The 20,756-nt window shown below is 72.2% G+C and carries 21 protein-coding genes and 2 pseudogenes; 14 read left to right on the top strand and 9 right to left on the bottom strand.

What is annotated here, in order from left to right; genetic code table 11:
- Positions 1 to 22: 22 nt before the first annotated feature.
- The 7 genes from EJ357_RS05535 to paaE all read left to right on the top strand — a co-directional run bounded on the left by EJ357_RS05535 (position 23) and on the right by paaE (position 6,517).
- Positions 23 to 1,567: a DUF6519 domain-containing protein gene (locus EJ357_RS05535; RefSeq protein WP_126389189.1), complete on the top strand. Its 1,545-nt coding sequence runs from the start codon at positions 23 to 25 to the stop codon at positions 1,565 to 1,567.
- On the top strand, positions 1,567 to 2,460 hold the full coding sequence (locus EJ357_RS05530) for a peptidoglycan-binding protein (protein ID WP_126389187.1): 894 nt from the start codon (positions 1,567 to 1,569) through the stop codon (positions 2,458 to 2,460). The genes EJ357_RS05535 and EJ357_RS05530 overlap by 1 nt, the downstream gene beginning before the upstream one ends.
- Before the next feature lie 143 nt (positions 2,461 to 2,603).
- On the top strand, positions 2,604 to 3,581 hold the full coding sequence (gene paaA, locus EJ357_RS05525) for a 1,2-phenylacetyl-CoA epoxidase subunit PaaA (protein WP_126389185.1): 978 nt from the start codon (positions 2,604 to 2,606) through the stop codon (positions 3,579 to 3,581).
- Positions 3,578 to 3,871 (top strand): 1,2-phenylacetyl-CoA epoxidase subunit PaaB, encoded by a 294-nt coding sequence (gene paaB, locus EJ357_RS05520; RefSeq protein ID WP_030050769.1) that lies wholly within the window; start codon positions 3,578 to 3,580, stop codon positions 3,869 to 3,871. The genes paaA and paaB overlap by 4 nt, the downstream gene beginning before the upstream one ends.
- A gap of 10 nt (positions 3,872 to 3,881) precedes the next feature.
- Positions 3,882 to 4,709, top strand: a complete 828-nt coding sequence (paaC, locus tag EJ357_RS05515; protein ID WP_126389183.1) for a 1,2-phenylacetyl-CoA epoxidase subunit PaaC — start codon at positions 3,882 to 3,884, stop codon at positions 4,707 to 4,709.
- On the top strand, positions 4,703 to 5,215 hold the full coding sequence (gene paaD / locus EJ357_RS05510) for a 1,2-phenylacetyl-CoA epoxidase subunit PaaD (protein WP_126389181.1): 513 nt from the start codon (positions 4,703 to 4,705) through the stop codon (positions 5,213 to 5,215). The genes paaC and paaD overlap by 7 nt, the downstream gene beginning before the upstream one ends.
- On the top strand, positions 5,216 to 6,517 hold the full coding sequence (paaE, locus tag EJ357_RS05505; protein ID WP_228472976.1) for a 1,2-phenylacetyl-CoA epoxidase subunit PaaE: 1,302 nt from the start codon (positions 5,216 to 5,218) through the stop codon (positions 6,515 to 6,517). It abuts the gene before it with no gap.
- A 103-nt stretch (positions 6,518 to 6,620) separates the two neighbouring features.
- Here the strand turns inward: paaE and EJ357_RS05500 are convergent, their stop codons facing one another.
- The gene (locus EJ357_RS05500; RefSeq protein WP_126399212.1) at positions 6,621 to 8,786 is read right to left on the bottom strand and encodes a TerD family protein; all 2,166 of its coding nucleotides are present in this window, start codon (positions 8,784 to 8,786) and stop codon (positions 6,621 to 6,623) included.
- 167 nt (positions 8,787 to 8,953) lie between these two features.
- On the opposite strand from EJ357_RS05500, the gene EJ357_RS05495 reads away from it, so the two are divergent.
- Complete coding sequence (locus tag EJ357_RS05495; RefSeq protein WP_126389179.1) at positions 8,954 to 9,907, top strand: Dyp-type peroxidase; 954 nt, start codon at positions 8,954 to 8,956, stop codon at positions 9,905 to 9,907.
- A gap of 82 nt (positions 9,908 to 9,989) precedes the next feature.
- Here the strand turns inward: EJ357_RS05495 and EJ357_RS05490 are convergent, their stop codons facing one another.
- Positions 9,990 to 10,370, bottom strand: a complete 381-nt coding sequence (locus tag EJ357_RS05490; RefSeq protein ID WP_126389177.1) for a DUF5997 family protein — start codon at positions 10,368 to 10,370, stop codon at positions 9,990 to 9,992.
- Positions 10,371 to 10,428: 58 nt separating this feature from the next.
- Between EJ357_RS05490 and EJ357_RS05485 the strand changes: the two genes are divergently transcribed.
- On the top strand, positions 10,429 to 11,223 hold the full coding sequence (locus EJ357_RS05485; protein ID WP_126389175.1) for a LysR family substrate-binding domain-containing protein: 795 nt from the start codon (positions 10,429 to 10,431) through the stop codon (positions 11,221 to 11,223).
- A gap of 96 nt (positions 11,224 to 11,319) precedes the next feature.
- Here EJ357_RS05485 and EJ357_RS05480 read toward each other — a convergent pair whose 3' ends face one another.
- From EJ357_RS05480 to EJ357_RS05470, 3 genes are all read right to left on the bottom strand, one after another.
- Positions 11,320 to 11,553 (bottom strand): hypothetical protein, encoded by a 234-nt coding sequence (locus tag EJ357_RS05480; RefSeq protein WP_126389173.1) that lies wholly within the window; start codon positions 11,551 to 11,553, stop codon positions 11,320 to 11,322.
- A 118-nt stretch (positions 11,554 to 11,671) separates the two neighbouring features.
- Positions 11,672 to 12,352, bottom strand: a complete 681-nt coding sequence (locus tag EJ357_RS05475; protein WP_126389171.1) for an HAD family hydrolase — start codon at positions 12,350 to 12,352, stop codon at positions 11,672 to 11,674.
- A gap of 19 nt (positions 12,353 to 12,371) precedes the next feature.
- Positions 12,372 to 12,851, bottom strand: coding sequence for an Lrp/AsnC family transcriptional regulator (locus EJ357_RS05470; protein ID WP_126389169.1), 480 nt, complete (start codon positions 12,849 to 12,851; stop codon positions 12,372 to 12,374).
- Positions 12,852 to 13,046: 195 nt separating this feature from the next.
- On the opposite strand from EJ357_RS05470, the gene EJ357_RS05465 reads away from it, so the two are divergent.
- A complete protein-coding gene (locus tag EJ357_RS05465; protein WP_126389167.1) occupies positions 13,047 to 14,549 on the top strand; it encodes an FUSC family protein in 1,503 nt (500 codons plus the stop codon).
- 75 nt (positions 14,550 to 14,624) lie between these two features.
- Positions 14,625 to 15,104 carry a MarR family winged helix-turn-helix transcriptional regulator gene (locus EJ357_RS05460; protein WP_126389165.1) on the top strand — a complete coding sequence of 160 codons (480 nt, stop codon included), beginning with the start codon at positions 14,625 to 14,627 and terminating at the stop codon, positions 15,102 to 15,104.
- Positions 15,105 to 15,181: 77 nt separating this feature from the next.
- Here EJ357_RS05460 and EJ357_RS49120 read toward each other — a convergent pair.
- Positions 15,182 to 15,421: pseudogene (locus EJ357_RS49120) on the bottom strand (FMN-dependent NADH-azoreductase); the annotation flags it as partial.
- Here EJ357_RS49120 and EJ357_RS05450 point away from each other — a divergent pair.
- The 3 genes and pseudogenes from EJ357_RS05450 to EJ357_RS05440 all read left to right on the top strand — a co-directional run bounded on the left by EJ357_RS05450 (position 15,339) and on the right by EJ357_RS05440 (position 17,958).
- Positions 15,339 to 15,825, top strand: a pseudogene (locus tag EJ357_RS05450) (nitroreductase family protein). The pseudogenes EJ357_RS49120 and EJ357_RS05450 overlap by 83 nt on opposite strands.
- Before the next feature lie 99 nt (positions 15,826 to 15,924).
- Positions 15,925 to 16,653: an SDR family oxidoreductase gene (locus EJ357_RS05445; protein ID WP_126389163.1), complete on the top strand. Its 729-nt coding sequence runs from the start codon at positions 15,925 to 15,927 to the stop codon at positions 16,651 to 16,653.
- A gap of 252 nt (positions 16,654 to 16,905) precedes the next feature.
- On the top strand, positions 16,906 to 17,958 hold the full coding sequence (locus EJ357_RS05440) for a lactonase family protein (RefSeq protein ID WP_126389161.1): 1,053 nt from the start codon (positions 16,906 to 16,908) through the stop codon (positions 17,956 to 17,958).
- A gap of 77 nt (positions 17,959 to 18,035) precedes the next feature.
- On the opposite strand, the gene EJ357_RS05435 is transcribed toward EJ357_RS05440, so the two are convergent.
- The 3 genes from EJ357_RS05435 to EJ357_RS05425 form a co-directional block, all read right to left on the bottom strand.
- Positions 18,036 to 18,959, bottom strand: coding sequence for a sirohydrochlorin chelatase (locus EJ357_RS05435; RefSeq protein ID WP_126389159.1), 924 nt, complete (start codon positions 18,957 to 18,959; stop codon positions 18,036 to 18,038).
- Between the two features lie 136 nt (positions 18,960 to 19,095).
- Complete coding sequence (locus EJ357_RS05430) at positions 19,096 to 20,070, bottom strand: N-acetylglucosamine kinase (RefSeq protein ID WP_126389157.1); 975 nt, start codon at positions 20,068 to 20,070, stop codon at positions 19,096 to 19,098.
- Positions 20,067 to 20,744, bottom strand: a complete 678-nt coding sequence (locus EJ357_RS05425; protein ID WP_126389155.1) for a uracil-DNA glycosylase — start codon at positions 20,742 to 20,744, stop codon at positions 20,067 to 20,069. Before EJ357_RS05425 ends, EJ357_RS05430 begins: the two co-directional genes overlap by 4 nt.
- Positions 20,745 to 20,756 lie beyond the last annotated feature (12 nt).

Raw genomic sequence — 20,756 nt, 5'->3', positions numbered from 1 at the left:
CTGAACCAGGGGGACCCCCTTCATGCACGCTGATCTCTCCCGCCTCACGTTCCGCCCGCAGCGGCGCTACTCGGCGGTCATCGCCCAGCAGGGGCGCGTCCAGCTCGACGCCGACATCAACGAGCAGACCGCGATCCAGCTCCACCAGGCCCGCACCCTCGCCGCCGACCTGATCGGCCGGCACGGCGGGCCGCGCGACGCCGCGGGCTTCAAGATCGACTATGTGGGCGGCAAGCACGACATCGACACGCTCCACATCAACGGCGGCCGCTACTACGTCGACGGCATCCTGCTGGACGCGACCCGCCCGGCGCCCGGCGTGCCGGTCCCGGACGAGGACGCCGAGGAGCAGGAGACCGCCGCCCCGCCGGCGTACTGGACCTACTGGGACCAGCCCGACGGCTTCCGCGACCCGGAGAAGCCCGGCGACCGGCTGCCCTCGCCCGCCACGACGCCGTTCGTGGTCTATCTGAAGGTGTGGGAGCGCGCCGTCTCCGCCGCCGAGGACCCGGCCCTGCGCGAGGTCGCCCTCGGCGCCGCGATGCCGGACACCGCGGCCCGCGTGAAGGTCGTGTGGCAGGTGCTGCCGCTGTCGCTCGCCGCGCTGGAGATCGAGGACGGCAACCCGTCCAAGGAGGTCGTGCGGGCCGCCTTCGACAAGTGGGCGCTGAAGCAGGCCGCGACCGCGCGCCTCGCCGCCCGCAGCGAGCGGCCCGACCACGCCGACGAGGACCCCTGCCTGGTCAAGCCGGACGCCCGCTACCGCGGCCAGGAGAACCAGCTGTACCGCGTCGAGGTGCACGCCGGCGGCGCGGCGAAGGACGCCACCTTCAAGTGGTCCCGCGAGAACGGCTCCGTGGTCTTCCCGGTCGACGAACTCGACGGCACGTGGGTGCAGTTGGCGTCGCTCGGGTACGACGACAAGCTGGACCTGGACGTCGGCGACCACGTGGAGCTCGTCGACACCGCGTACGCCTCCCGCCTCGAGCCCCTGCCCCTGCTCCGGGTCGAGGAGCTGGACCTGCCGGGCCGCCGGGTCCGCCTGTCCGCCGAGCCGGACCAGGGCGTCGGACGGCTGCCCCACCTCAACCCGTTCCTGCGCCGCTGGGACCACCACGAGGGACCGAGGCGCAAGGGGCGTACGACCGCTCTGAAGGGCGGCGCCGTGCCCGTCGCCGAGGGGGAGTGGCTGACGCTGGAGGACGGCGTCGAGGTGTACTTCGCCAAGGGCGCCTCCTACCGCACCGGCGACCACTGGATCATCCCGGCCCGCACCGCCACCGGCAGCGTCGAGTGGCCCACGGACGCGGCACGCCGCCCGCTGCTCCAGGGCCCGGCCGGCATCGTCCGCGGCTTCGCGCCGCTGGCCCTGGTCAAGGGCGAGGGCAGCACCGTCGACCTGCGCCTCGCCTTCAACCCGCTGGCGAGCAGCGTCCAGGCCGCGGACGAGGCGTCGCTCGCTGCGGAGGAACAGGCGCGCCGCGAGGAGCAGTTGGCGGAGGACCCGTCGCGCGGGAGGTCGCAGACCACGGCGGACGCGGAGGCGGCGGCGGAGGGAGACGAGTAATGGCCAAGCCCCTGAGCGCGTCCAAGATGGTGGAGATACTGCGCGCGGAGGGCCTCACGGTCCACGAGGTCCGCAAGTGGCGCACCCACAACCGCAACAGCAAGGGCCCCTGGGGCCCGGTGAACGGCGTGATGATCCACCACACCGTCACCAAGGGCACCGAGTCCTCGGTGAACATCTGCTACAACGGCTACTCCGGCCTGCCGGGCCCGCTGTGCCACGGCGTGATCGACAAGAAGGGCGAGATCCACCTCGTCGGCAACGGCCGGGCCAACCACGCCGGCCTCGGCGACAGCGACGTCCTGCGCGCCGTGATCAACGAGTCGAGGCTGCCGCCCGACAACGAGGCCGACACCGACGGCAACGCGCACTTCTACGGCTTCGAGTGCATCAACCTCGGCGACGGCAAGGACCCCTGGCCCGAGGCGCAGAAGGAGGCCATCGAGAGGGTCTCGGCGGCGATCTGCCGCCACCACGGCTGGACCGAGCGCTCGGTCATCGGCCACAAGGAGTGGCAGCCGGGCAAGACGGACCCGCGCGGCTTCACGATGGACGGCATGCGCAAGCGGATCGCGCAGCGGCTGAAGGGCGGCGGGGGAGGGGATCCGACCCCGACCCCGGACCCGAAGCCCGCGCCCAAGCCGAAGTACGAGCCCTTCCCCGGCAGCGGCTTCTTCCACATCGGCCAGAAGTCCCCGATCATCACGGCCATGGGTCACCGCCTGGTCGCCGAGGGCTGCGGTCGCTACGAGGAGGGCCCGAGCCCCGAGTGGACCGAGGCCGACCGCCGCTCCTACGCCGCCTGGCAGCAGAAGCTGCACTTCAGGGGCAAGGACGCGGACGGGATTCCCGGCAAGGTCAGCTGGGACAAGCTGAAGGTGCCCAACGTGTGACGGTTTCTCCCGGTCACTGAACGGCCCAGGTACCCCTCGGGGGTGTCCTGGGCCGTCTTCGCGCACGTCGAAGGTCTTGCCCACCCACCGGAAACACGTCACACTGGAACCGAACGAATGGTCGGTTGGGAAGCTGGTTATCGATGACGACTTCACTCTCCGCCGAGGCGCCCCCACCGGGGCACCTGCAGGAGCACTTCGATGCGACGATCTCGCGCGACCAGCGCATCGAGCCCCGGGACTGGATGCCGGACGGCTACCGCAAGACGCTCGTCCGCCAGATCGCCCAGCATGCCCACTCGGAGATCATCGGCATGCAGCCCGAGGGCGAGTGGATCACCAAGGCGCCGTCCCTGCGCCGCAAGGCGATCCTCTTCGCCAAGGTGCAGGACGAGGCTGGACACGGGCTGTACCTGTACTCGGCGGCGGAGACCCTGGGTGCCGACCGTGCGGACCTGACCGACCGGCTGATCGAAGGGCGCCAGAAGTACTCGTCGATCTTCAACTACCCGACCATGAGCTTCGCCGACGTCGGAGTGATCGGCTGGTTCGTGGACGGCGCCGCGATCTGCAACCAGGTGCCGCTGTGCCGCAGCTCGTACGGGCCGTACGCGCGCGCGATGGTGCGGATCTGCAAGGAGGAGTCGTTCCACCAGCGGCAGGGCTACGAACTGCTGATGACGATGATGCGCGGCACCGAGGCCCAGCGCGAGATGGTGCAGGACGCCGTGAACCGCTGGTGGTGGCCCTCGCTGATGATGTTCGGCCCGCCCGACGACTCCTCGCCCAACTCCGCGCAGTCGATGGCCTGGAAGATCAAGCGGCACAGCAACGACGAGCTGCGTCAGCGCTTCGTCGACATGACCGTCCCGCAGGCCGACAAGCTCGGTGTCACTCTTCCCGACCCCGACCTGAGGTGGAACGCCGAACGCGGCCACCACGACTTCGGCACCCCGGACTGGGACGAGCTGATGCGGGTCATCAAGGGCGGCGGGCCGTGCAACGACCAGCGGATGCAGCGGCGCAGGAGCGCCCACGAGGAGGGCGCCTGGGTGCGGGAGGCGGCCACCGCCCACGCGGCCAAGCAGGCCGCCCGCGCGGAGAAGGGAGCGGTGGCATGAGCGCCGACAAGCAGGACTGGCCGCTGTACGAGGTGTTCGTGCGCGGCAAGCGCGGACTCAACCACGTCCACGTGGGCTCGCTGCACGCCGCCGACGACCGGATGGCACTCACCCACGCCCGCGACCTGTACACCCGCCGCAACGAGGGCGTCAGCATCTGGGTGGTGCGCAGCGAGCACATCGCCGCCTCCACCCGCGACGAGAAGGACCCGTTCTTCGCGCCCAGCGCCGACAAGGTCTACCGCCACCCGACGTTCTACGACATCCCCGACGACGTCCCCCACATCTGAAGGAGAGGGCATGAGTGACGACCACGTCTATCTGACCCTCGCCGAGGGACACGAGGACGACGCCCGCTGGGCGTACGGCACCGGCTTCGAGGACCCCCTGCACGGCGTCGACACCACCGTGCCCGAGGGCATCGACGCCGGCGAACTGGCCGCCCTGTGCGTGGCGTTGGCCGACGACGCCCTGGTCTCGGCGCAGCGTCTGGCCGAGTGGATCACCCGCGCCCCCGAGCTGGAGGAGGAGGTGGCGCTCGCCAACATCGGCCTCGACCTGCTCGGCCAGGCACGCCTGCTCTACTCCCGCGCCGGCCAGGTCGACGGCACCGGTCGCGACGAGGACGCCTACGCCTACTTCCGGGACGCCGGCGACTTCCGCAACGTACGCCTGGCCGAACTGCCCAATGCCGACTTCGCGTTCTCGATCGCGCGGCTGCTGATGCTCTCCAGCTGGCGCCTCGCGCACTTCGAACGGCTGGCGTCGCACCCGGACCCGGTGCTCGCGGCCATCGCCGCGAAGGGCGTCAAGGAGCTGGCCTACCACCGGCAGTACGCCGCCGAGTGGGCGGTGCGCCTGGGTGACGGCACCGAGGAGTCGCACCGGCGGATGCGCCGGGCCCAGGAGCAAGTCGCCCCGTACCTCGGCGAGTTGTTCACGGCGTACGACGTACGGGACGAGGTCGTCGCCGTCCTGCGCCAGGTCACCGAGGCCGCCGGACTGCCCATGCCCGTGTACCGCCCGCTGCCCGGCTCTGGCCGCGACGGCGAGCACACCGAGCATCTGGCCCCGTTGCTGGCCGAGCTGCAGGGCGTGGCCCGCGCCCACCCGGAGGCGACATGGTGACCACCCTGCTCGACGCACGGCGCGCCCGGCATGTCGCCGAACAGGTGCCGGACCCCGAGCTGCCCATGCTCACCCTGGCCGACCTGGGCGTCCTGCGCGGCGTCGAACTGACCGAGGACGGCACGGTGGTCGCCCGCCTCACCCCGACCTACTCGGGCTGCCCGGCCATGGCCGAGATGCGGGCCGACGTCGCGGCGCGGCTGCGTGACGCGGGGTACGAGCGCGTGGAGATCCGTACGGTCATGGACCCGCCGTGGACCAGCGACTGGATCACCCCGGCCGGCCGCCGCAAGCTCGCCGAGCACGGCATCGCCCCGCCCGGACCCGCACCGCGCGGCGCCGGCCCCGTCCCGCTCGTGCTGTCACCCACCCGGCACACGGTGAGCTGCCCGCGCTGCGGCTCGGCGGACACCGAGGAGACCTCCCGCTTCGCCGCCACGTCCTGCAAGGCGCTGTGGCGCTGCCGCGCCTGTCGCGAGCCGTTCGAGTACGTCAAGGAGATCTGAATGGAAGGCCTGAGGGAAGAGCCGACGGCCCGGACCGACCCTGCTCGGGGCACACCGGCCCCGGCCGGAGCGCACTCGGGTGTCCCGGCCACGGCTGCTTCGGCTCCGGGCGTCTCGGCGTCGGCCGGCCAGGCCCCGGGCATCCCGGCGTCGGCCGGCCCGACTCCGGCCGCCCCTGGGCCTGGGGCCAAGGCCGGGACCGGGGTCGGCCCCGCCCCGGAGGTACGCCCGCTCACCCGCCGCCGTCCGGCCTTCCACACCCTGACCGTCGCCGCCGTACAGCCCCTGTGCGCGGACGCCGTAGCCGTCGGCTTCGACATCCCGGCGGAGCTGGCCGAGGAGTTCGCCTTCACGCCCGGTCAGTCGCTGACGCTGCGGCGCGAGATCGAGGGGCGGGACGAGCGGCGGTCGTACTCGATCTGCTCGCCGGCCGGGTCGAGTCCGCGCATCGGCGTCCGGGTCGTACCCGGAGGCCTGTTCTCGTCCTGGCTCGTCAACGACGTACGCCCCGGCGACACCGTCGAGGTCATGGCACCCACCGGCGCCTTCACCCCCGACCTCACCACCCCCGGCCATCACGTACTGATCGCGGCGGGCTCCGGTATCACGCCCATGATGTCCATCGCCGAGTCCGTCCTGGCCGCCGACGCCCGCTCGACGGTCACCCTCTTCTACGGCAACCGCCGCACCGACACGGTGATGTTCGCCGACGAACTCGCCGACCTGAAGGACCTCTACCCGACCCGGTTCCAGCTCGCCCACGTGCTCTCCCGCGAGCCGCGCGAGGCCGAGGTGCTCTCCGGCCGTATCGACGCCGACCGGCTCTCGACGCTCATCGGCGCGCTGGTCGACGTGACGACCGCCGACCACTGGTGGCTGTGCGGCCCGCACGGCATGGTCCGGGACGCGCAGCGGGTGCTGGAGGGCCTCGGGGTTCCGGCGGAGCGGGTGCACCAGGAGCTGTTCTACGCCGACGACGAGCCCGTACGGGAGGTGCACCACGAGGAGGCCGGCCCGCAGGGGCCCGTCAGCCAGGTCACCATCACCCTCGACGGCCGCTCCACCACGGCCGCCCTGCCGAGGGAGCGGACCATCCTCGACGGCGCCCAACGCACCCGCCCCGACCTGCCGTTCGCCTGCAAGGGCGGCGTCTGCGGCACCTGCCGGGCGCTGGTCACCGACGGCAAGGCGGACATGCGGCGCAACTTCGCGCTGGAGGCGGCCGAGGTGGACGCGGGATACGTCCTGACCTGCCAGTCGTACCCGGTGTCCGAGACGCTGACGGTGGACTACGACAGCTGAGCCGACGGAAGAAGGAGTTGGGTGGCGAGGAAAGCGAAGGGACTAATTCAAGGAGGTTGAGAAGGAAGCCCCTTCATGGCCTCGCCACGACGAACGCTAGCACTCACGCAGGGATCAGGTCGCGCAGATTTTCGGGAGTGAGGATCCGCGACTCGGGGTGCAGCCCGTCCGGGCGCTGCAGACCGATGAAGGTGACCGGGCCGTCCGGGACCTTCTCGCCGTCCCACAGGGTTGTCGTCGCGGCGTCCATCAAGCCCGTCAGATAGCGCACCGTCAGCTGCTCGCGCTCCACGATGCCGCGCAGGAGGGTCGCCACCGACACCTGGTTGCCCTCGACCCGGTTGGCCGCCGGGCTGCCCTTGAGATACAGGTGCAGCCACTTGGCACGCCACTGCCCGTCCTCCCCGCGCCGGAACGCCAGCGGCAGCGCCACCCGGCCGGGGCCGCGCAGCTCCGACTTCATCCGCACGGTACGCGCCTCGAACGGACGCCCCTGCTGCTCACCCTCGCGCAGCATGAACCCGAAGAACGACTCCTCGACCTCCTCGAAGCCCTCCCCGGAGAAGAGGTTGACCTGCGGCACGATGAACGTGCCCCGCACGGCGCCGAGCCGCACGTTGATGAACTCCGAGGCACCGTCGGGCGCTTCGGTGATGTCACCGGAGTGCTCGCCGTCGACCTCGGCGAGGTTGGTGTACGACAGCCAGGAGACCGTCCGGTAGTCGTTGTCCAGCATCAGCGCCGACAGGTCGTAGTCGGTGTCGCGGCTCTTCTGCTTCCAGTACACGAAGAAGCGCAGCAGCTCGCCGTCGATCGTCGACAGGGAACCGCGCGGCAGCACGCCGAGACCGGACGAGACCGCCTTGCCGCTCAGCGGCAGCGCGACATCGAGCACGGCCGGGTCGATCAGTAGATGACCCGGAGCCGGCAGACGGCGCCGCAGCTCCGCGTCGAGCACGGTGGTCAGGCGCAGCCGAAAGGACGGCAGGACCCCCTGACGGGTGTCCTCGGTGACCCAGGCACGGCCGAGACGGTTGACGAACACACGGCGCTCGCCGGTCTCCTTCGCCCGGTTGTGGAGGTGCTCACGCACCGACAGCAGCACCCGTCCGGCGACCTGCGGGGCGACCTCCTCGGCGGCGGCCACGACCGCGAACCGCTCCTCCTGCGTGAGCGCCATCCGCAGCAGCCGGTCCAGGGCCCGGAACAGCTTGCCCGGCGCGGACTTGAGAAGCCCCACCGCGCCGGTGACGTCATGCGCCCCGAGCAGTTCCTCGACCAGGCTGTCGAGGGAACGCGCCTTCTTCTCCCCGCGGGCGACCGCGAACACGTCGGCGGCGTGCGGCCACTGCGGGTACTCGTGCGGGTGCAGCCGCTCGCCGAGCCGCTTGAACTCCTCGCGGTGCGCATGGACGTCCGCGAGCTTGGCCGGCGCGGCGGCGACCACCGAGTCGAGGCCCGCCAGCAGGGCACGGCGCACCGGCCGGGACAGCCCCCGGAAACGTGTCGGCTCCAGCAGGGTCACGTCACCGCCCGACACCGCGCAGGCCAGCCGCAGCACATCGGTGACCGTGTCCAGCAGCGGCTCCGAACCGGTCCGCAGTCGGGCTCGGTTGATCACGGCACGGTTCTCCCGGACCGGGATCTCCGAGGGCTGCGGCCCGCCCACGCAAGCCTCGGCGAGCACCTCCAGATCCCGCAGCGTGTCCTCGCCGAGCGGGGTGCTGCTGCCCGCCAACGCCAGGTACAGGGCGGTGACTTCGGCGCCCGCGTCGCCGCCCGCGTGCAGCACCGTCATACGGTCGCCCGCCGCCGCGATCAGCTCCTCGTGGTGGCCGAGCATCTCGGTGTAGGAGTGCTGGTAGCGGCCGTACGACGGCAGGGTGAGCAGGTCGACGACACCGTCGCTCAACTGCTCCAGCACGCTCTCGCGCGTCGCGTCGTCGGCGAGCGCCTCGGTGATGCAGCGCGTCCAGAAGTCGTAGGTGTCCGGCACGTTGGCCGGGAAGTCGATGAAGTACACGTTGTGCCGCACATGGTCGCCGACCATTTCGCGGACGGTGTCCAGCGTCCGTACGGCGGTGTCGACGACCGTTCCCTCGGGCAGCCCCGACAGACGGGTCAGCAGCTCGCCCGAGAGCTTGAAGCCCACGGAGATCAGAGCGGCGTCGAACTGCCGTGCCGCGACGGCGCCTTCCCCGGCGGGTCCCGCGGGGCAGGGGAGGCGGTGGGCATGCCGGACGACCAGGGGTTCGAGGCGGTGGACCATGCCGGGATGGTCCCAGACCCATACGCCTGTTCGCATGCGGGTTTTCCCGCGTCGGAGCCGGTCTTCCTCACCCGTCGCAGTCGCCGGATGTGCGGAATTCGGCGGGTATCGTTCGCCGTTCGGCCGGGCATCGTTAGTTGGCGGGGTTTGAGGGTGAGAGGGGAACCATGCCGTCGTCGTCCATACGGTGGGCCGGAGCACAGCCACAAGCAATGCTCAGTCCGCCGGCGCCCGTTGCCGTCTTCCTGGTGGTCACGATCAAACCCGGTGGCGAGCCCGAGGCGCTCGATCTGCTCGCCGGGCTCGCGGGACTCGTACGGGCCGTCGGGTTCCCGAGCCCCGACGGCGGCCTGTGCTGCGTCGCAGGAGTGGGGTCAGCGGCGTGGGACCGGCTCTTCGGCGGCCCGCGCCCCGCGCAGCTGCATCCGTTCCAGGAACTGGAGGGGTCCCGGCACCACGCCGTCGCGACCCCGGGCGACCTGCTGTTCCACATCCGCGCCACCCGCACGGACCTGTGCTTCGCCCTGGCCGCGGAGATCATGAAACGGCTGCGCGACGCGGTCACCGTCCAGGACGAGGTCCAGGCCTTCGCCTACTTCGACTCGCGCAACGTCCTCGGCTTCGTCGACGGCACGGAGAACCCGGTGGGCCAGGCGGCGGCCGAGGCGGCGATCGTCGGAGACGAGGATCCCGCGTTCACGGGCGGAAGCTACGCGATCGTCCAGAAGTACCTGCACGACGTCGACGCCTGGGAGGCCTTGGCGGTCGAGGCCCAGGAGAAGGTGATCGGCCGCTCCAAGCTGACCAACATCGAACTCGACGTACCCGGCTCCCATATCGACGTGAACACGGTCACCGGCCCGGACGGGGAGGAGCTGGAGATACTGCGCGGCGCCATGCCGTTCGGCCGGCCGGGGCACGGCGAGTTCGGCACGTACTTCATCGCCTACGCCCGTACGCCCGAGATACCGGAGGCCATGCTCCGGAAGATGTTCCTGGGCGGCCGGGAATCCGGCCCCGACCCGATCCTGGACTACTCCCAGGCCGTCACCGGAACCCTGTTCTTCATCCCCTCGGTCACCTTCCTGGAGGCGATTCCGGAACGCTCCGTGACGGACTGAACCGTCCGGCGGTGAGGCGGGTCGCGAGGGCGGCTCGCCTCACCCGGAGACGCTACGGCGACGGCTACGGCTACGGATGAGGTCAGGAGCGCTCGGCGTCCCGTGCCTTCAGCCGGGCCGCCTCCTTGCGGACCTCGGCCTGAGTGGCGCGCTCCTTCTGCAGCCACTCGGGCTGCTCCTGCTTCAGCGCCTCGATCTGCTCGGTGGTGAGTGCCTCGGTGAGGCCGCCGCGGGCGAGCCCCGCGATGGAGACGCCCAGCTTCTGCGCGACGACCGGGCGGGGGTGCGGGCCGTTGCGCCGCAGGTCCTGCAGCCACTGGGGCGGCTCCGCTTGGAGAGCGTTCAGCTCGGCGCGCGTGACGACACCCTCCCGGAACTCGGCGGGGGTGGCTTCGAGGTACACACCCAGCTTCTTCGCCGCGGTCGCGGGCTTCATGGTCTGGGTGCTTTGGTGCGACGTCATGCTCCCCAGGGTATCGACTGGGTGAACGGCCACCGACCACGGCCGGTAACCTGGCCAGGTGACAGGCTCGGAAGTACCCCCTTCGTTTCGGCTCGCATACGTCCCGGGCGTGACCCCCGCGAAGTGGGTGCGGGTCTGGCAGGAGCGCTTCCCGGACGTCCCCCTCGCCCTGCACTCGGTGACCGCCGCCGAGGCGCCGGACGTGCTCCGCGCGGGCGACGCCGACGCCGGTTTCGTACGGCTGCCGGTCGACCGCACGGTCCTCAGCGCGATCCCCCTCTACACCGAGACGACGGTCGTCGTCGTCCCGAAGGACCACGTCATCGCCGCCGTGGACGAGGTGAGCGTCGAGGACCTGGCCGACGAGGTCGTCTTCCACCCCCTCGACGACGTCCTCGACTGGGAGCGGCCCCCGGGGGAGCCCGCCTTCGAGCGCCCGGCGACCACCGCTGACGCCGTCGAGCTCGTCGCGGCGAACGTCGGCCTGCTCGTCGTGCCCCAGTCACTGGCCCGTCTCCACCACCGCAAGGACCTCACCTACCGCCCCCTCGTGGACGGCCCCCAGTCGAGCGTCGCCCTGTCCTGGCCCGAGGACGCCACCACCGACCAGGTGGAGGACTTCATCGGCGTCGTCCGCGGCCGCACGGTCAACAGCACCCGGGGTCGTACGACGTCCCAGGCCCCGGCCGCCAAGGAGCAGCCGAAGCGGGGGCGCCCCGAGGGCGGCGGCAGCGCACGGCGGCAGCCCGCAGCCGGCGGCCGGAGCGGGCGCGGCGGCTCCGGCGGAGCCAAGGGCACGAAGGGCACGAAGGGCGCCAAGGGCACCCGGCGGGGCAAGCCCCGCAACCGCTGAGACCGGCAGGGCCCTGGATACGCTCCCGGGGCCCTTGGACGGCTGGACGGCTGGACGGCTGGACGGCTGGATGGCTGGACGGCTGACGCCGGCGGCTCAGGAGGCGTACGTGGCCTGCTCCGCCGTACGCACCACCGTCGCCCCGTCGGTCTGGCTCAGCAGACCCGCGCTCACCCATGCGTTCACGGTGGACCGCACTCGCGTGACCAGCGCCTGCGGTGCCTCGACGGCGGCCGAGGCCCGGCCTGGTGCGGCGAGCGAGGCCGTCGGGGTCGCCGCCGCGAGCGCCGCGGCTTGCAGAAGGGATCGTCTGGAGAGGGGCTCTGCCATGTGTGCTCCTCCACGCGGGGGGACGTCCGTTCGGTATTACGAACAGCGTGCGGATGGTCGACCGGACGATAGGGGTGAGGAGAGTAGGGGTCAATGGGCCTGGAGCGTTTGATTCCGGTCAGTTCAGGAGCCAGTCGTACGCCGCACGCGCCGTGAACTCCCCCTGACCGCCCCGCAGTAGGAGATCGGCCGTCGCGAACTCCGGGGCATCGGCCTGCGCGGCCACGTACGGGATCGCGATGCACCGCATCCCGGCCGCGTGGGCCGCGGCGGCGCCGGGGGCCGCGTCCTCCAGGACCACGCAGTCGCCCGGTACGGCGCCCAGTCGGCGGGCCGCCTCCAGGAAGACGTCGGGAGCGGGCTTGCCGCGGTCGACCTCGTCGGCCGAGACGACGGTGCGCAGATGGGCGTCCAGGCCCGTGCCGGCCAGGATCGCCGTGATGGCCTCGGGCGACGAGCCCGACGCCACGCCCATCGGGACACCCTCGCTCGCCAGCAGTTCCACGAACTCGCGCATCTGCGGGTACGCGCGCGTGGAGGTGCGGGCGAGTTCCAGATAGCGACGGTTCTTGGCGGCGAGCAGCTCGTCGACGGAGGCCCGCAGACCGTACTCCCGCTTCCAGAGCGTGACCGTCTCCAGCGTGCTGATACCGACGTACCGCTCGTGATCCGCCCAGGTGAAGCCGGGAACCCCGTGCTCGGCCAGGGTGTCGCGGCCCGCCTCGAAGTAGTTGGGCTCGCTGTCCACGAGTGTTCCGTCGAGATCGAAGATGACCGAAGTGCCGCCGAGACCGCTCATGGCCCCAGCATGTCAAAGGTCATCTCCGGGCCGCCGCCCGCCCGATCGACTCCACCAACGGAAGCAGGCGGTGCGGGACGCGCTCGCGCAGGGCCACCTCGGAGCGGGTGCGGACCACGCCGGGCAGGCTGATCAGCTTCTGGATCACGTCCTCCAGGTGGGCGTTGTCGCGGGCCACCACGCGGGTCAGCAGATCCCCGCCGCCCGTGATCGAGAAGGCCTCGACGATCTCCGGTACGGCGGCCAGTGCGTCGCCCACGTCGTCGAGGTGGCCCTGGGTGACCTCGATGTGCACGAAGGCCAGCACCGGATGGCCGAGGGCGGCGGGGGAGAGGGTGGGCCCGGTGCCGGTGACCACGCCGTCCCGTTCCAGCCGGTCGAGCCTCGCCTGGAGCGTGCCGCGCGCGACGCCGAGGATGCGGGCGTACTCACGCACGCTGGTGCGGGGCTGCTCCAGGAGCAGCCGCAGGATGCGGGTGTCGAGCTCGTCCACGGCCATGGGGTCCGGCCTTTCCGCGCTTGTGGTCCGTTGGCTCGCTGATGGGCGAGCCGGGACCGGTATGTCTGTGCCAATGGCCCAGCATATTGGGTGCCACTTGAGCCAGTATCCCCGGTGATGCTGCAATGGACCGGTCGATGGCGCTGCGGACCCCCGCGGCGCCTTTTTCATGCCGGTGCGAAGGGGCGGAGAGCAGTGTTGAAGAGGGTGTTCGCGGCGCCGGACCCGGGGCGGGCGCGGCTGCGCTTCGCCGTGCGGGCCGTCCTCGGCATCGGGCTCGCGGTCGTCGTCTGTGCCATGGCCGGACACTCCCTCGTCGGCGCCGTCACCGGCGGTCTCGCCGCGCTGCTCGCCCTGTTCACGGTCACCGACGCCACCGTCCGCGGCCAGGCGCTCACCACCGCCCTGCTGCCCCTCGTCGGCCTCCCCGTCCTCGCGGCGGCGGCCGAGCTGCACGACCACCCGGTCGCCCGCGACCTCACCTTCCTCGCCGTGATCGGCGCCGGTGTGTACGCCCGCCGCTGGGGGCCGCGCGGGCACAGCCTCGGCGTGTTCGCGTTCATGACCTTCTTCGTGGCGCAGTTCCTCCAGGCGACCTCGGGGCAGCTCCCCGAGCTCTACGCCGCCGTCCTGCTGTCCCTGCTCACCGCGTCGGCGGTGCGCTTCGGGCTGTGGTGCTACGAGCGCCGGATGCCCCCGGCACCGGTACCCGCACCGCCGGGTGGCAGCGGACTGGCCCGCGTGACCACGCGCCAGGCGATCCAGGCCACCGCCGGCGCGGCCTTCGCCCTGGTCGTGGGCCAGCTGGTGTCCGGGCAGCGCTGGTACTGGGCCGTCGGCGCCACCTGGTGGATCTTCGTCAACACCACTTCGCGCGGCGAGACCCTGGTCCGCGGCTTCCGCCGGGTCCTCGGCACGGTGATCGGTATCGGGCTCGGTCTGCTCGTCGCCGTGCCGCTGCAGGGAGCGGGTGTCCCGACGGCCGTGCTCCTCGCCGTCTGTGTCTTCGGCATCTTCTACACCGCCGCCGTCTCCTACACCTGGATGATGCTCTGCGTCACGGTGCTCGCCGAGCTCCTCTACGGCCTCCTCGGCGTCCTCGATCCCGCCCTGCTGGCGCTGCGGCTCGCCGAGACCGGCGTCGGTGCGGTCGGCGCCGTGCTGGCCGTGCTGTTCGTCCTGCCCGTCACCACCCACACCGTCACCGACGCCTGGATCCAGCGCGCTCTGCGCTGCGTCCACGCGGCCACCGCCGAGGCCGCCGCCCGCCTCGCCGGTGACGAGAGTGCCGACCCGGCCTCGCGGGTGGCCGACCTGGAGCAGCTGCTGGCCCGGGTACGGCTCTCGGTCGCCCCCCTCGTGCACCCGCTGAACCCGATGCCGGCCCGCAAGCGGCGCGCTCGACAGGTCCTGGCCCTGCTCGACGAATGCGCCCGCGAGATCCGCGGCCTGGTCGCCGTCGCCGCCGATCCGGAGGCCTCGCACGACGCCCGGCTGGCCGCCGCGTGCTGGCGTGTGGAGGCCGCGGTCGAGGCCCTCACCGGCGGCACCGACGTCACCGCCCCGACCACGCAGCCGGCCGTGTCGGACCCCGCGCTGGCCCATCTGCACGGGCTGGAGCGGGCGCTGGCCGAACTGGCCCAGCCGCTGCGCACACCGTCCGGTTCCGGTTCACGGCTCGTGGCGCAGCAGCCGTAGGGCTTCCGCCATTGCGCGGGCCATCGGTTTCAGCCGATACCGTATCGATCGAGCAGGCGGCGGTACGGCGACCTCATGACCGCCGATGTCCCCGCCCCCGCCGCGCGTGCCACCGACCGTCCCGGTGACGCCTCGCCGTTCGCTCTCGGGCTGCTGCTGCGCCGGGCGCACTGGCGCGCGGCCGCGGTGATGAGCGAGGCGCTCCGGCCGCTGGGTGTCGGGCTGCGGCATTTCGCCGTGCTGATCGTGCTGGTCAACCAGGGACCCACGGTGCAGCGGGACCTGGCGGCGGCGACCGGCTCGGACAAGGCCGGGAGCATGCGGGTCGTCGACGACCCGGAACGCAAGGGGCTGGCCGTCCGCAAGGCCGTCCCCGGGGACCGGCGGGCGCGGTCGGTGGAGATCACGCCCACGGGGCTCGAACTCTTCGAGACGGCTCATGCGGCGGCGGAACCGCCGGCGGAGGGGCTCGTCGCCGGACTGGCGCCCGGCGAGACCGAACTGATGGATCTGCTGACCCGGTTCGCCCATCCCGCCGCGGACGGCGAGGCGTGAGCGCGCCCGCACGACGTTTGTCCGACGCGCGGTCGCGCCGTGGGTCTTCGGCTCGGGGCTGATTCGGCCCAGGGCTGAGCGGCCTGGCGCTGCGCGAGTTCCTTGGCCTTGGCGGCCGCGTCCTCGAAGGCGCGCCTGCGGGAGGCCTCGTAGAGCGGGACCAGCTCTGAGATGGCCGGGTTGCGGGGCGCCATGGTGAGCTCCGGGACGACGAAGTCGAGGTCCGGGCCGAGCGTGCGCCCGAGGACGGCCTCGGCGGTCACCAGCCGAAGAGCGGTCCGCGGCTTCACCGACCGGGAGGTCCCGGGGGAGGTGCTCGAACGCGTCCTGTCCGCCGCCTGGGCGCCCTCCGCGTCGAACCTCCAGCCCTGGCACGCCCCCGTGCTGACCAGCGCCCCTGGCCGAGCTCAAGAAGCGCGCCGGCGAACGCCTGGCCGCGGGCGACCCCTGGGGAGAGCCGGAGTACGAGCAGTGCCCGGGCGAGGACATCGAGGCCCGCCGGCGGGCATCCTCCGCGAACGGGGAGTGCTTCGGCGCCCCGGCCGCGCTGTTCTGCTACATCGACCGCGACCTGGGCCGGGCCCAGTGGTCCGACGTCGGCATGGACCTGCAGATGCTCTTCCGCGGGATGTCGATCAGGTTCGAGGACACCACCGTGGACCACGCCCGCACCGGACGGTCTCCGCTCGACGAGACGCTCGCGTTCGTCGATGGTGGGTAGGACCGCCCGCCTTCGGTCGACCGGGGCGCTGCCTCCCGCCGCGCCCGCGCGGTGGCTCTCACGCCACCTTCGGCAGATAACCGCAACGAAAGGCATGCCATGAAGCTCGCAGTCATCGGCGGTACCGGACTGATCGGCTCCCAGGTCGTCAGCATCCTGAACGCCGCCGGGCACGAGGCGGTGCCGCACGCGAAGTCCACCGGGGTCGACGTCATCGGCGGCCAGGGGGTGGACGAGGCGGTCGCGGGAGCCGAGGTCGTCGTCAACCTGACGAACTCCCCGACCTTCGACGAAGCCTCCCTGGCCTTCTTCCGGACCTCGATGGACAACCTCCTGGCCGCGGCCCACAAGGCCGGCGCGGCCCACTTCGTCATCCTCTCGATCGTCGGCGTGGACCAGGTGCCGGAGCTGGACTACTACCGGGCCAAGGCGCTCCAGGAGACCGTCCTCGCGGCCGGGCCGGTCCCCTACTCGATCGTCCGGGCGACGCAGTTCATGGAGTTCATCGACGCCGTCATGTCCTGGACCGCCGACGGCGACACCGTCCGGCTGCCCGCCACGCCGATCCAGCCGATCGCCGCCAGGGACGTGGCCGAGGCGGTGGCGAAGGTCGCCGTCGGTACCCCGCTCAACGGCATCCGCGACATCGGCGGCCCCGAGATCTTCGCCCTGGACGAGCTGGGCCGGATCACGCTGTCCCACAAGGGCGACAGCCGCACGGTCGTCACCGACCCCACGGCCGGCATGTTCGCCGTCGTCAAGGGCGACGTGCTCACCGACAAGGAGGCCCACCTCGCTCCCACCCGCTACAGCGACTGGCTCTCCTGACCCACCCGTATGGACAAGTCGCTTTATCGGCCATCCGGAGGGTGGATCAGCCGCATCGCCGGGTAACTCCGCGCCATCGGACGTCACGGACCTCGCGAGCCGCGCGGGAGCGGCCCGCGGGTGAGCCTGCTGGGTGAGCTCGGTGGGGTGTGCGTACAGAACTCTCCCTGCGGCACGGGATTCTTGGTCTAGACCGATACTGATCCACTGCTAACGTCGCCCCGGACGGCACTCGACCGGAAGGGGACAACGGTGGCAGACGTCGACAGACGGCGAGGGCGGGCCTACATCGGGTCGTTCACGGCGGCCGGTGGCCAGGGCATCATCACGGCCGCCGTGGACGGGGGCAGCGGGGCGCTGACCGTCCTGAGCGGCGTGGACGACCTGCCCGACCCCGCCTACCTGGCCCTGTCGCCGGGCGGCGACACGCTCTACGCCGTCAGTGAGACGGCCGAGGGCGCGGTGGCCGCGTACCGCGTGACCGGACACACGCCGGAGCCGCTCGGGCCGCCGGTGCCGGTGGGCGGCAGCGGGCCCGTGCACCTCAGCCTGTTCGCCGGCCACGTCCTGACCGCCAACTACGGCTCCGGCAGCGTCAGCGCCGTCCGCGTCCGCGCCGACGGCACCCTCGCGGACGTCCCGTCCGCCGTCCTGCGCCACACCGGCTCCGGCCCGCACACGCCCCGCCAGCAGGGCCCGCACGCCCACCAGGTGCTGCCCGACCCAAGTGGCCGCTGGGCCGTGAGCATCGACCTCGGCACCGACTCGGTACGGGTGTGCACCCTGGCCGACGGCCCGCTCGACCTGCACCGGGAGATCGCCCTGCGGCCGGGCTCCGGGCCTCGCCACCTGGCCTTCCACCCGTACGGCAGCTACGCCTACGTCCTCAACGAACTCACCCCCACCGTCACCGTCTGCCACTGGGACGCCGACGACGGCACGCTGAAACCCCTGGTGGAGACGCCGGTCCTGCCAGGGGCTCCGGCCGGCGACGCCTATCCCTCGGGGATCGTCGCCTCGCCCGACGGGCGCTTCGTGTGGACCGCGACACGCGGCGAGGACGTGCTGTCCACGTTCGTCGTCGAGGGCGACGAACTGCGGCTGACCGGGACGGTGACCTGCGCCGGGCACTGGCCGCGCGCGATCACCGAGGCGGGAGGGTTCCTGTACGTCGCGAACGAACGCTCCGGTGACGTGTCCTGGTTCGCCCTGGACCCGGACCGGGGCCTCCCGCGCTACGAGGGCTCCATCGAGGCCCCCGCAGCGTCCTGCGTGGTCATCGGCCCGGAGACGGGCCGGGCATGACCGTACGCCGAAGGCCCGCTCCCCGATGAGGAGCGGGCCTTCGGCGATACGTGTGCGGCTGCGGCTGCGGCCCGGCGTCAGCGGACCGGCGTGCCCTGCGGCTGCTGCGGGGCGATACCCAGCGCCGTCGTGTACTTGGACAGGGCGAGCTTGCCGATCGCCGGGTACGGGCCGAGCGCCTCGGCGGCGGAGCAGCCCGCCTCCTGCGCGGCCTCCGCGATCAGGCTCGGGTCGATCTCCGGCCCTATCAGGTACGGCGCCAGCGCCAGCTGCTGCGAGCCCGAGGACCGCAGCTGCTCGGCCACCGCCGAGATAGAGCCGTCCTGGTCCAGGGCCGCCGCCATCACCGGCACGGCCAGGCGCGCGGCGAGCAGCATGCCGGTGATCCCGGCCGCCTGCACGGCTTCCTCGCCACCGACCGAGGCCAGGACGATGCCGTCCGCGGCGGTCGCCACGGTGAACAGACGGGCACGGTCGGCGCGGGCCAGACCGGCCTCCGACAGGCGCACGTGCAGCGCCTCGGCCAGCAGCGGGTGCGGGCCCAGCACGTCGGTCAGGTCGGCCGCGACCCGGCTGTCCATCACGGCCTGGCGGATGACGCGCAGCAGCGCGTTGTCCGGGCCGGCCAGCAGCGGCACCACTACGGCGACGGGGCCCTCCGGCTCCTTGACCTCCACGCCTGCGGCGAGCGCCTGCTCGTAGCGGGCGGTGCGCTCCTCCGCGGCGTGCACGAGCACGGCCTGGATCGTGGGGAACTCCGCGTCGTCACCGTCGACGTACCCGATCCGGGCGTCGAGACCGGGAAGTTCGGAGCGGGCGATGCTCACGACCTCCTCGGCGAGGCCACGGGTGGCGGCGCTCGGCGTGCCCGGCACCGCTAGAACGAGCGCGGGCGCGCCCTCGGGAGCCGCCAGGGGCTCGGGTCGGCGGTGCCGCCCGGGCTGACGAGGTCGCGGCATTCGTACTGGCAGGCCGGACGCGGGCCCAGTGGGGGAGCTCATGGCGACGCATGTTACTGGCTTCTTGGGCTCCCCTGTTCGGGGAGGGTGCAGGTGAGCGGTATCCGTCCGCTTTTGTCTGATTGAGTTACCTGCAGTGCGGAACCGAACGGCGTGGGGGATCAGTCCCCCTTTTGTGTCACCGGCTTTCTGCCACCACGCAGAGCAGCCTCTCGTCACTCGGCAGAGCGAGCGCGTCCGTCGCCAGATCGGTCGCGATCCGCACCGACCCCAGCAACGGATCCCCGGCGGCCGGCACCCGCCGTGCGTGCGGCAGCCGCTTCGCCAACTCCTCGTCCAGAGGTACGACAAGAGGGTCGCCCATCTTGAACAGGCCGCCGGTGAGCGCGACTTGGGGCTCTCCGGTGCCGGGGCACACAGCCGCCGCGGACTCGGCCATGTGCCGAGCGGCGGCGCGCAGGATGTCCGCGGCGACCGGGTCGGCGTCGGCGCCGGCGGCCACGTGGGGAGCGAAGGAGGCAAGGACAGCGGGGCGGTCCGGGCGCGGATACAGCTTGCCCGGCAGCCCCCGGATCGGGCCGAACAGTTCCTCGGCGCGGGCCAGCAGCCCGGCCGACCCACCGCTGCGCCCGTCGTACGCGCGCAGCGCCGCCTCCAGCCCCGCCCGACCGATCCAGGCACCGCTGCCGCAGTCGCCGAGCAGATGCCCCCAGCCGTCGGCACGGTTCCAGCGCGTCAGATCCGTGCCCATCGCGATCAGCCCCGTACCGGCGGCGACGACGGCACCCGGCCGGGACCCGAGGGCGCCGACATACGCGGTGACGGCATCGGCGACGAGAGCGACCCGCCCGATGCCGAACTCCCGCCCCAGCGCGGCCGGAAGCTCGGCGCGCAGGGCGTCACCCAGCGAGGCGAGCCCGGCGGCCCCGATCACGGCCGCCCCCAGCCGGTCGACACCGGCCTCGGCGACCGACGACCGCACCATGGGCACCAGTTGCTCCATCAGATGCCCGGGGTCGATGCCCCGGTCCCCGATACGCACCGGATCGCGTGACTCCCGGCGGGCCAGCACACCCCGGGCCACCGTCCCGATGACGACGCGCAGCCCGGACCCACCGGAGTCGACGGCGAGGAACCCGGAGGGCTCGGTCACGGCAGGCGCCAGTCCACCGGCTGTCCTCCCTGCCGGATCAGCAGGTCGTTGGCCCGGCTGAACGGGCGGGAGCCGAAGAAGCCGCGGTCGGCGGACATGGGGGAGGGGTGCGCGGACTCGACCGACGGGAGGTTGCCGAGCAGGGGGCGGAGGTTGCGGGCGTCGCGCCCCCAGAGGATGGACACCAGCGGCTTGCCGCGTCCGGCCAGTGCGCGAATGGCCTGCTCGGTGACCTCCTCCCAGCCCTTGCCGCGGTGGGCGGCCGGTTTGCGCGGGGCCGTGGTGAGCGCCCTGTTGAGCAGCAGCACACCCTGCTGGGTCCACGGCGTCAGATCGCCGTTGGACGGCTGCGGCAGCCCAAGGTCGGTGTTCAGCTCCCGGTAGATGTTGATGAGGCTGCCGGGCAGCGGACGCACGTCGGGCGCCACCGAGAACGACAGCCCCACGGCATGTCCCGGTGTCGGGTACGGGTCCTGTCCGACGATCAGGACCCGCACGTCGTCGAAGGGCTGCTGGAAGGCCCGCAGGACGTTCGGCCCGGCCGGCAGATAGGTGCGTCCCGCGCCGATCTCCGCGCGCAGGAAGTCGCCCATCGAGGCGATCCGTTCGGCAACGGGTTCCAGGGCCTTCGCCCAGCCCGGTTCGACGATTTCATGCAAGGGTCGTGGTGCCACGGGCGTCACCCT

This window comes from Streptomyces cyaneochromogenes (assembly GCF_003963535.1).
Classification (GTDB): domain Bacteria; phylum Actinomycetota; class Actinomycetes; order Streptomycetales; family Streptomycetaceae; genus Streptomyces; species Streptomyces shaanxiensis.
The sequence above is the reverse complement of the archived record's forward strand: the minus strand, read 5'-3'. Positions and strand labels throughout refer to the sequence as shown.

What these genes read in the sequence shown, in the direction of transcription:
- EJ357_RS05535 (WP_126389189.1), top strand. Translation starts at nt 23, where the DNA reads ATGCACGCTGATCTCTCCCGCCTCACGTTCCGCCCGCAGCGGCGCTAC.
- EJ357_RS05530 (WP_126389187.1), top strand. Translation starts at nt 1,567, where the DNA reads ATGGCCAAGCCCCTGAGCGCGTCCAAGATGGTGGAGATACTGCGCGCG.
- paaA (WP_126389185.1), top strand. Translation starts at nt 2,604, where the DNA reads ATGACGACTTCACTCTCCGCCGAGGCGCCCCCACCGGGGCACCTGCAG.
- paaB (WP_030050769.1), top strand. Translation starts at nt 3,578, where the DNA reads ATGAGCGCCGACAAGCAGGACTGGCCGCTGTACGAGGTGTTCGTGCGC.
- paaC (WP_126389183.1), top strand. Translation starts at nt 3,882, where the DNA reads ATGAGTGACGACCACGTCTATCTGACCCTCGCCGAGGGACACGAGGAC.
- paaD (WP_126389181.1), top strand. Translation starts at nt 4,703, where the DNA reads ATGGTGACCACCCTGCTCGACGCACGGCGCGCCCGGCATGTCGCCGAA.
- paaE (WP_228472976.1), top strand. Translation starts at nt 5,216, where the DNA reads ATGGAAGGCCTGAGGGAAGAGCCGACGGCCCGGACCGACCCTGCTCGG.
- EJ357_RS05500 (WP_126399212.1), bottom strand. Translation starts at nt 8,786, where the DNA reads ATGGTCCACCGCCTCGAACCCCTGGTCGTCCGGCATGCCCACCGCCTC.
- EJ357_RS05495 (WP_126389179.1), top strand. Translation starts at nt 8,954, where the DNA reads ATGCCGTCGTCGTCCATACGGTGGGCCGGAGCACAGCCACAAGCAATG.
- EJ357_RS05490 (WP_126389177.1), bottom strand. Translation starts at nt 10,370, where the DNA reads ATGACGTCGCACCAAAGCACCCAGACCATGAAGCCCGCGACCGCGGCG.
- EJ357_RS05480 (WP_126389173.1), bottom strand. Translation starts at nt 11,553, where the DNA reads ATGGCAGAGCCCCTCTCCAGACGATCCCTTCTGCAAGCCGCGGCGCTC.
- EJ357_RS05475 (WP_126389171.1), bottom strand. Translation starts at nt 12,352, where the DNA reads ATGAGCGGTCTCGGCGGCACTTCGGTCATCTTCGATCTCGACGGAACA.
- EJ357_RS05470 (WP_126389169.1), bottom strand. Translation starts at nt 12,851, where the DNA reads ATGGCCGTGGACGAGCTCGACACCCGCATCCTGCGGCTGCTCCTGGAG.
- EJ357_RS05460 (WP_126389165.1), top strand. Translation starts at nt 14,625, where the DNA reads ATGACCGCCGATGTCCCCGCCCCCGCCGCGCGTGCCACCGACCGTCCC.
- EJ357_RS05445 (WP_126389163.1), top strand. Translation starts at nt 15,925, where the DNA reads ATGAAGCTCGCAGTCATCGGCGGTACCGGACTGATCGGCTCCCAGGTC.
- EJ357_RS05435 (WP_126389159.1), bottom strand. Translation starts at nt 18,959, where the DNA reads ATGAGCTCCCCCACTGGGCCCGCGTCCGGCCTGCCAGTACGAATGCCG.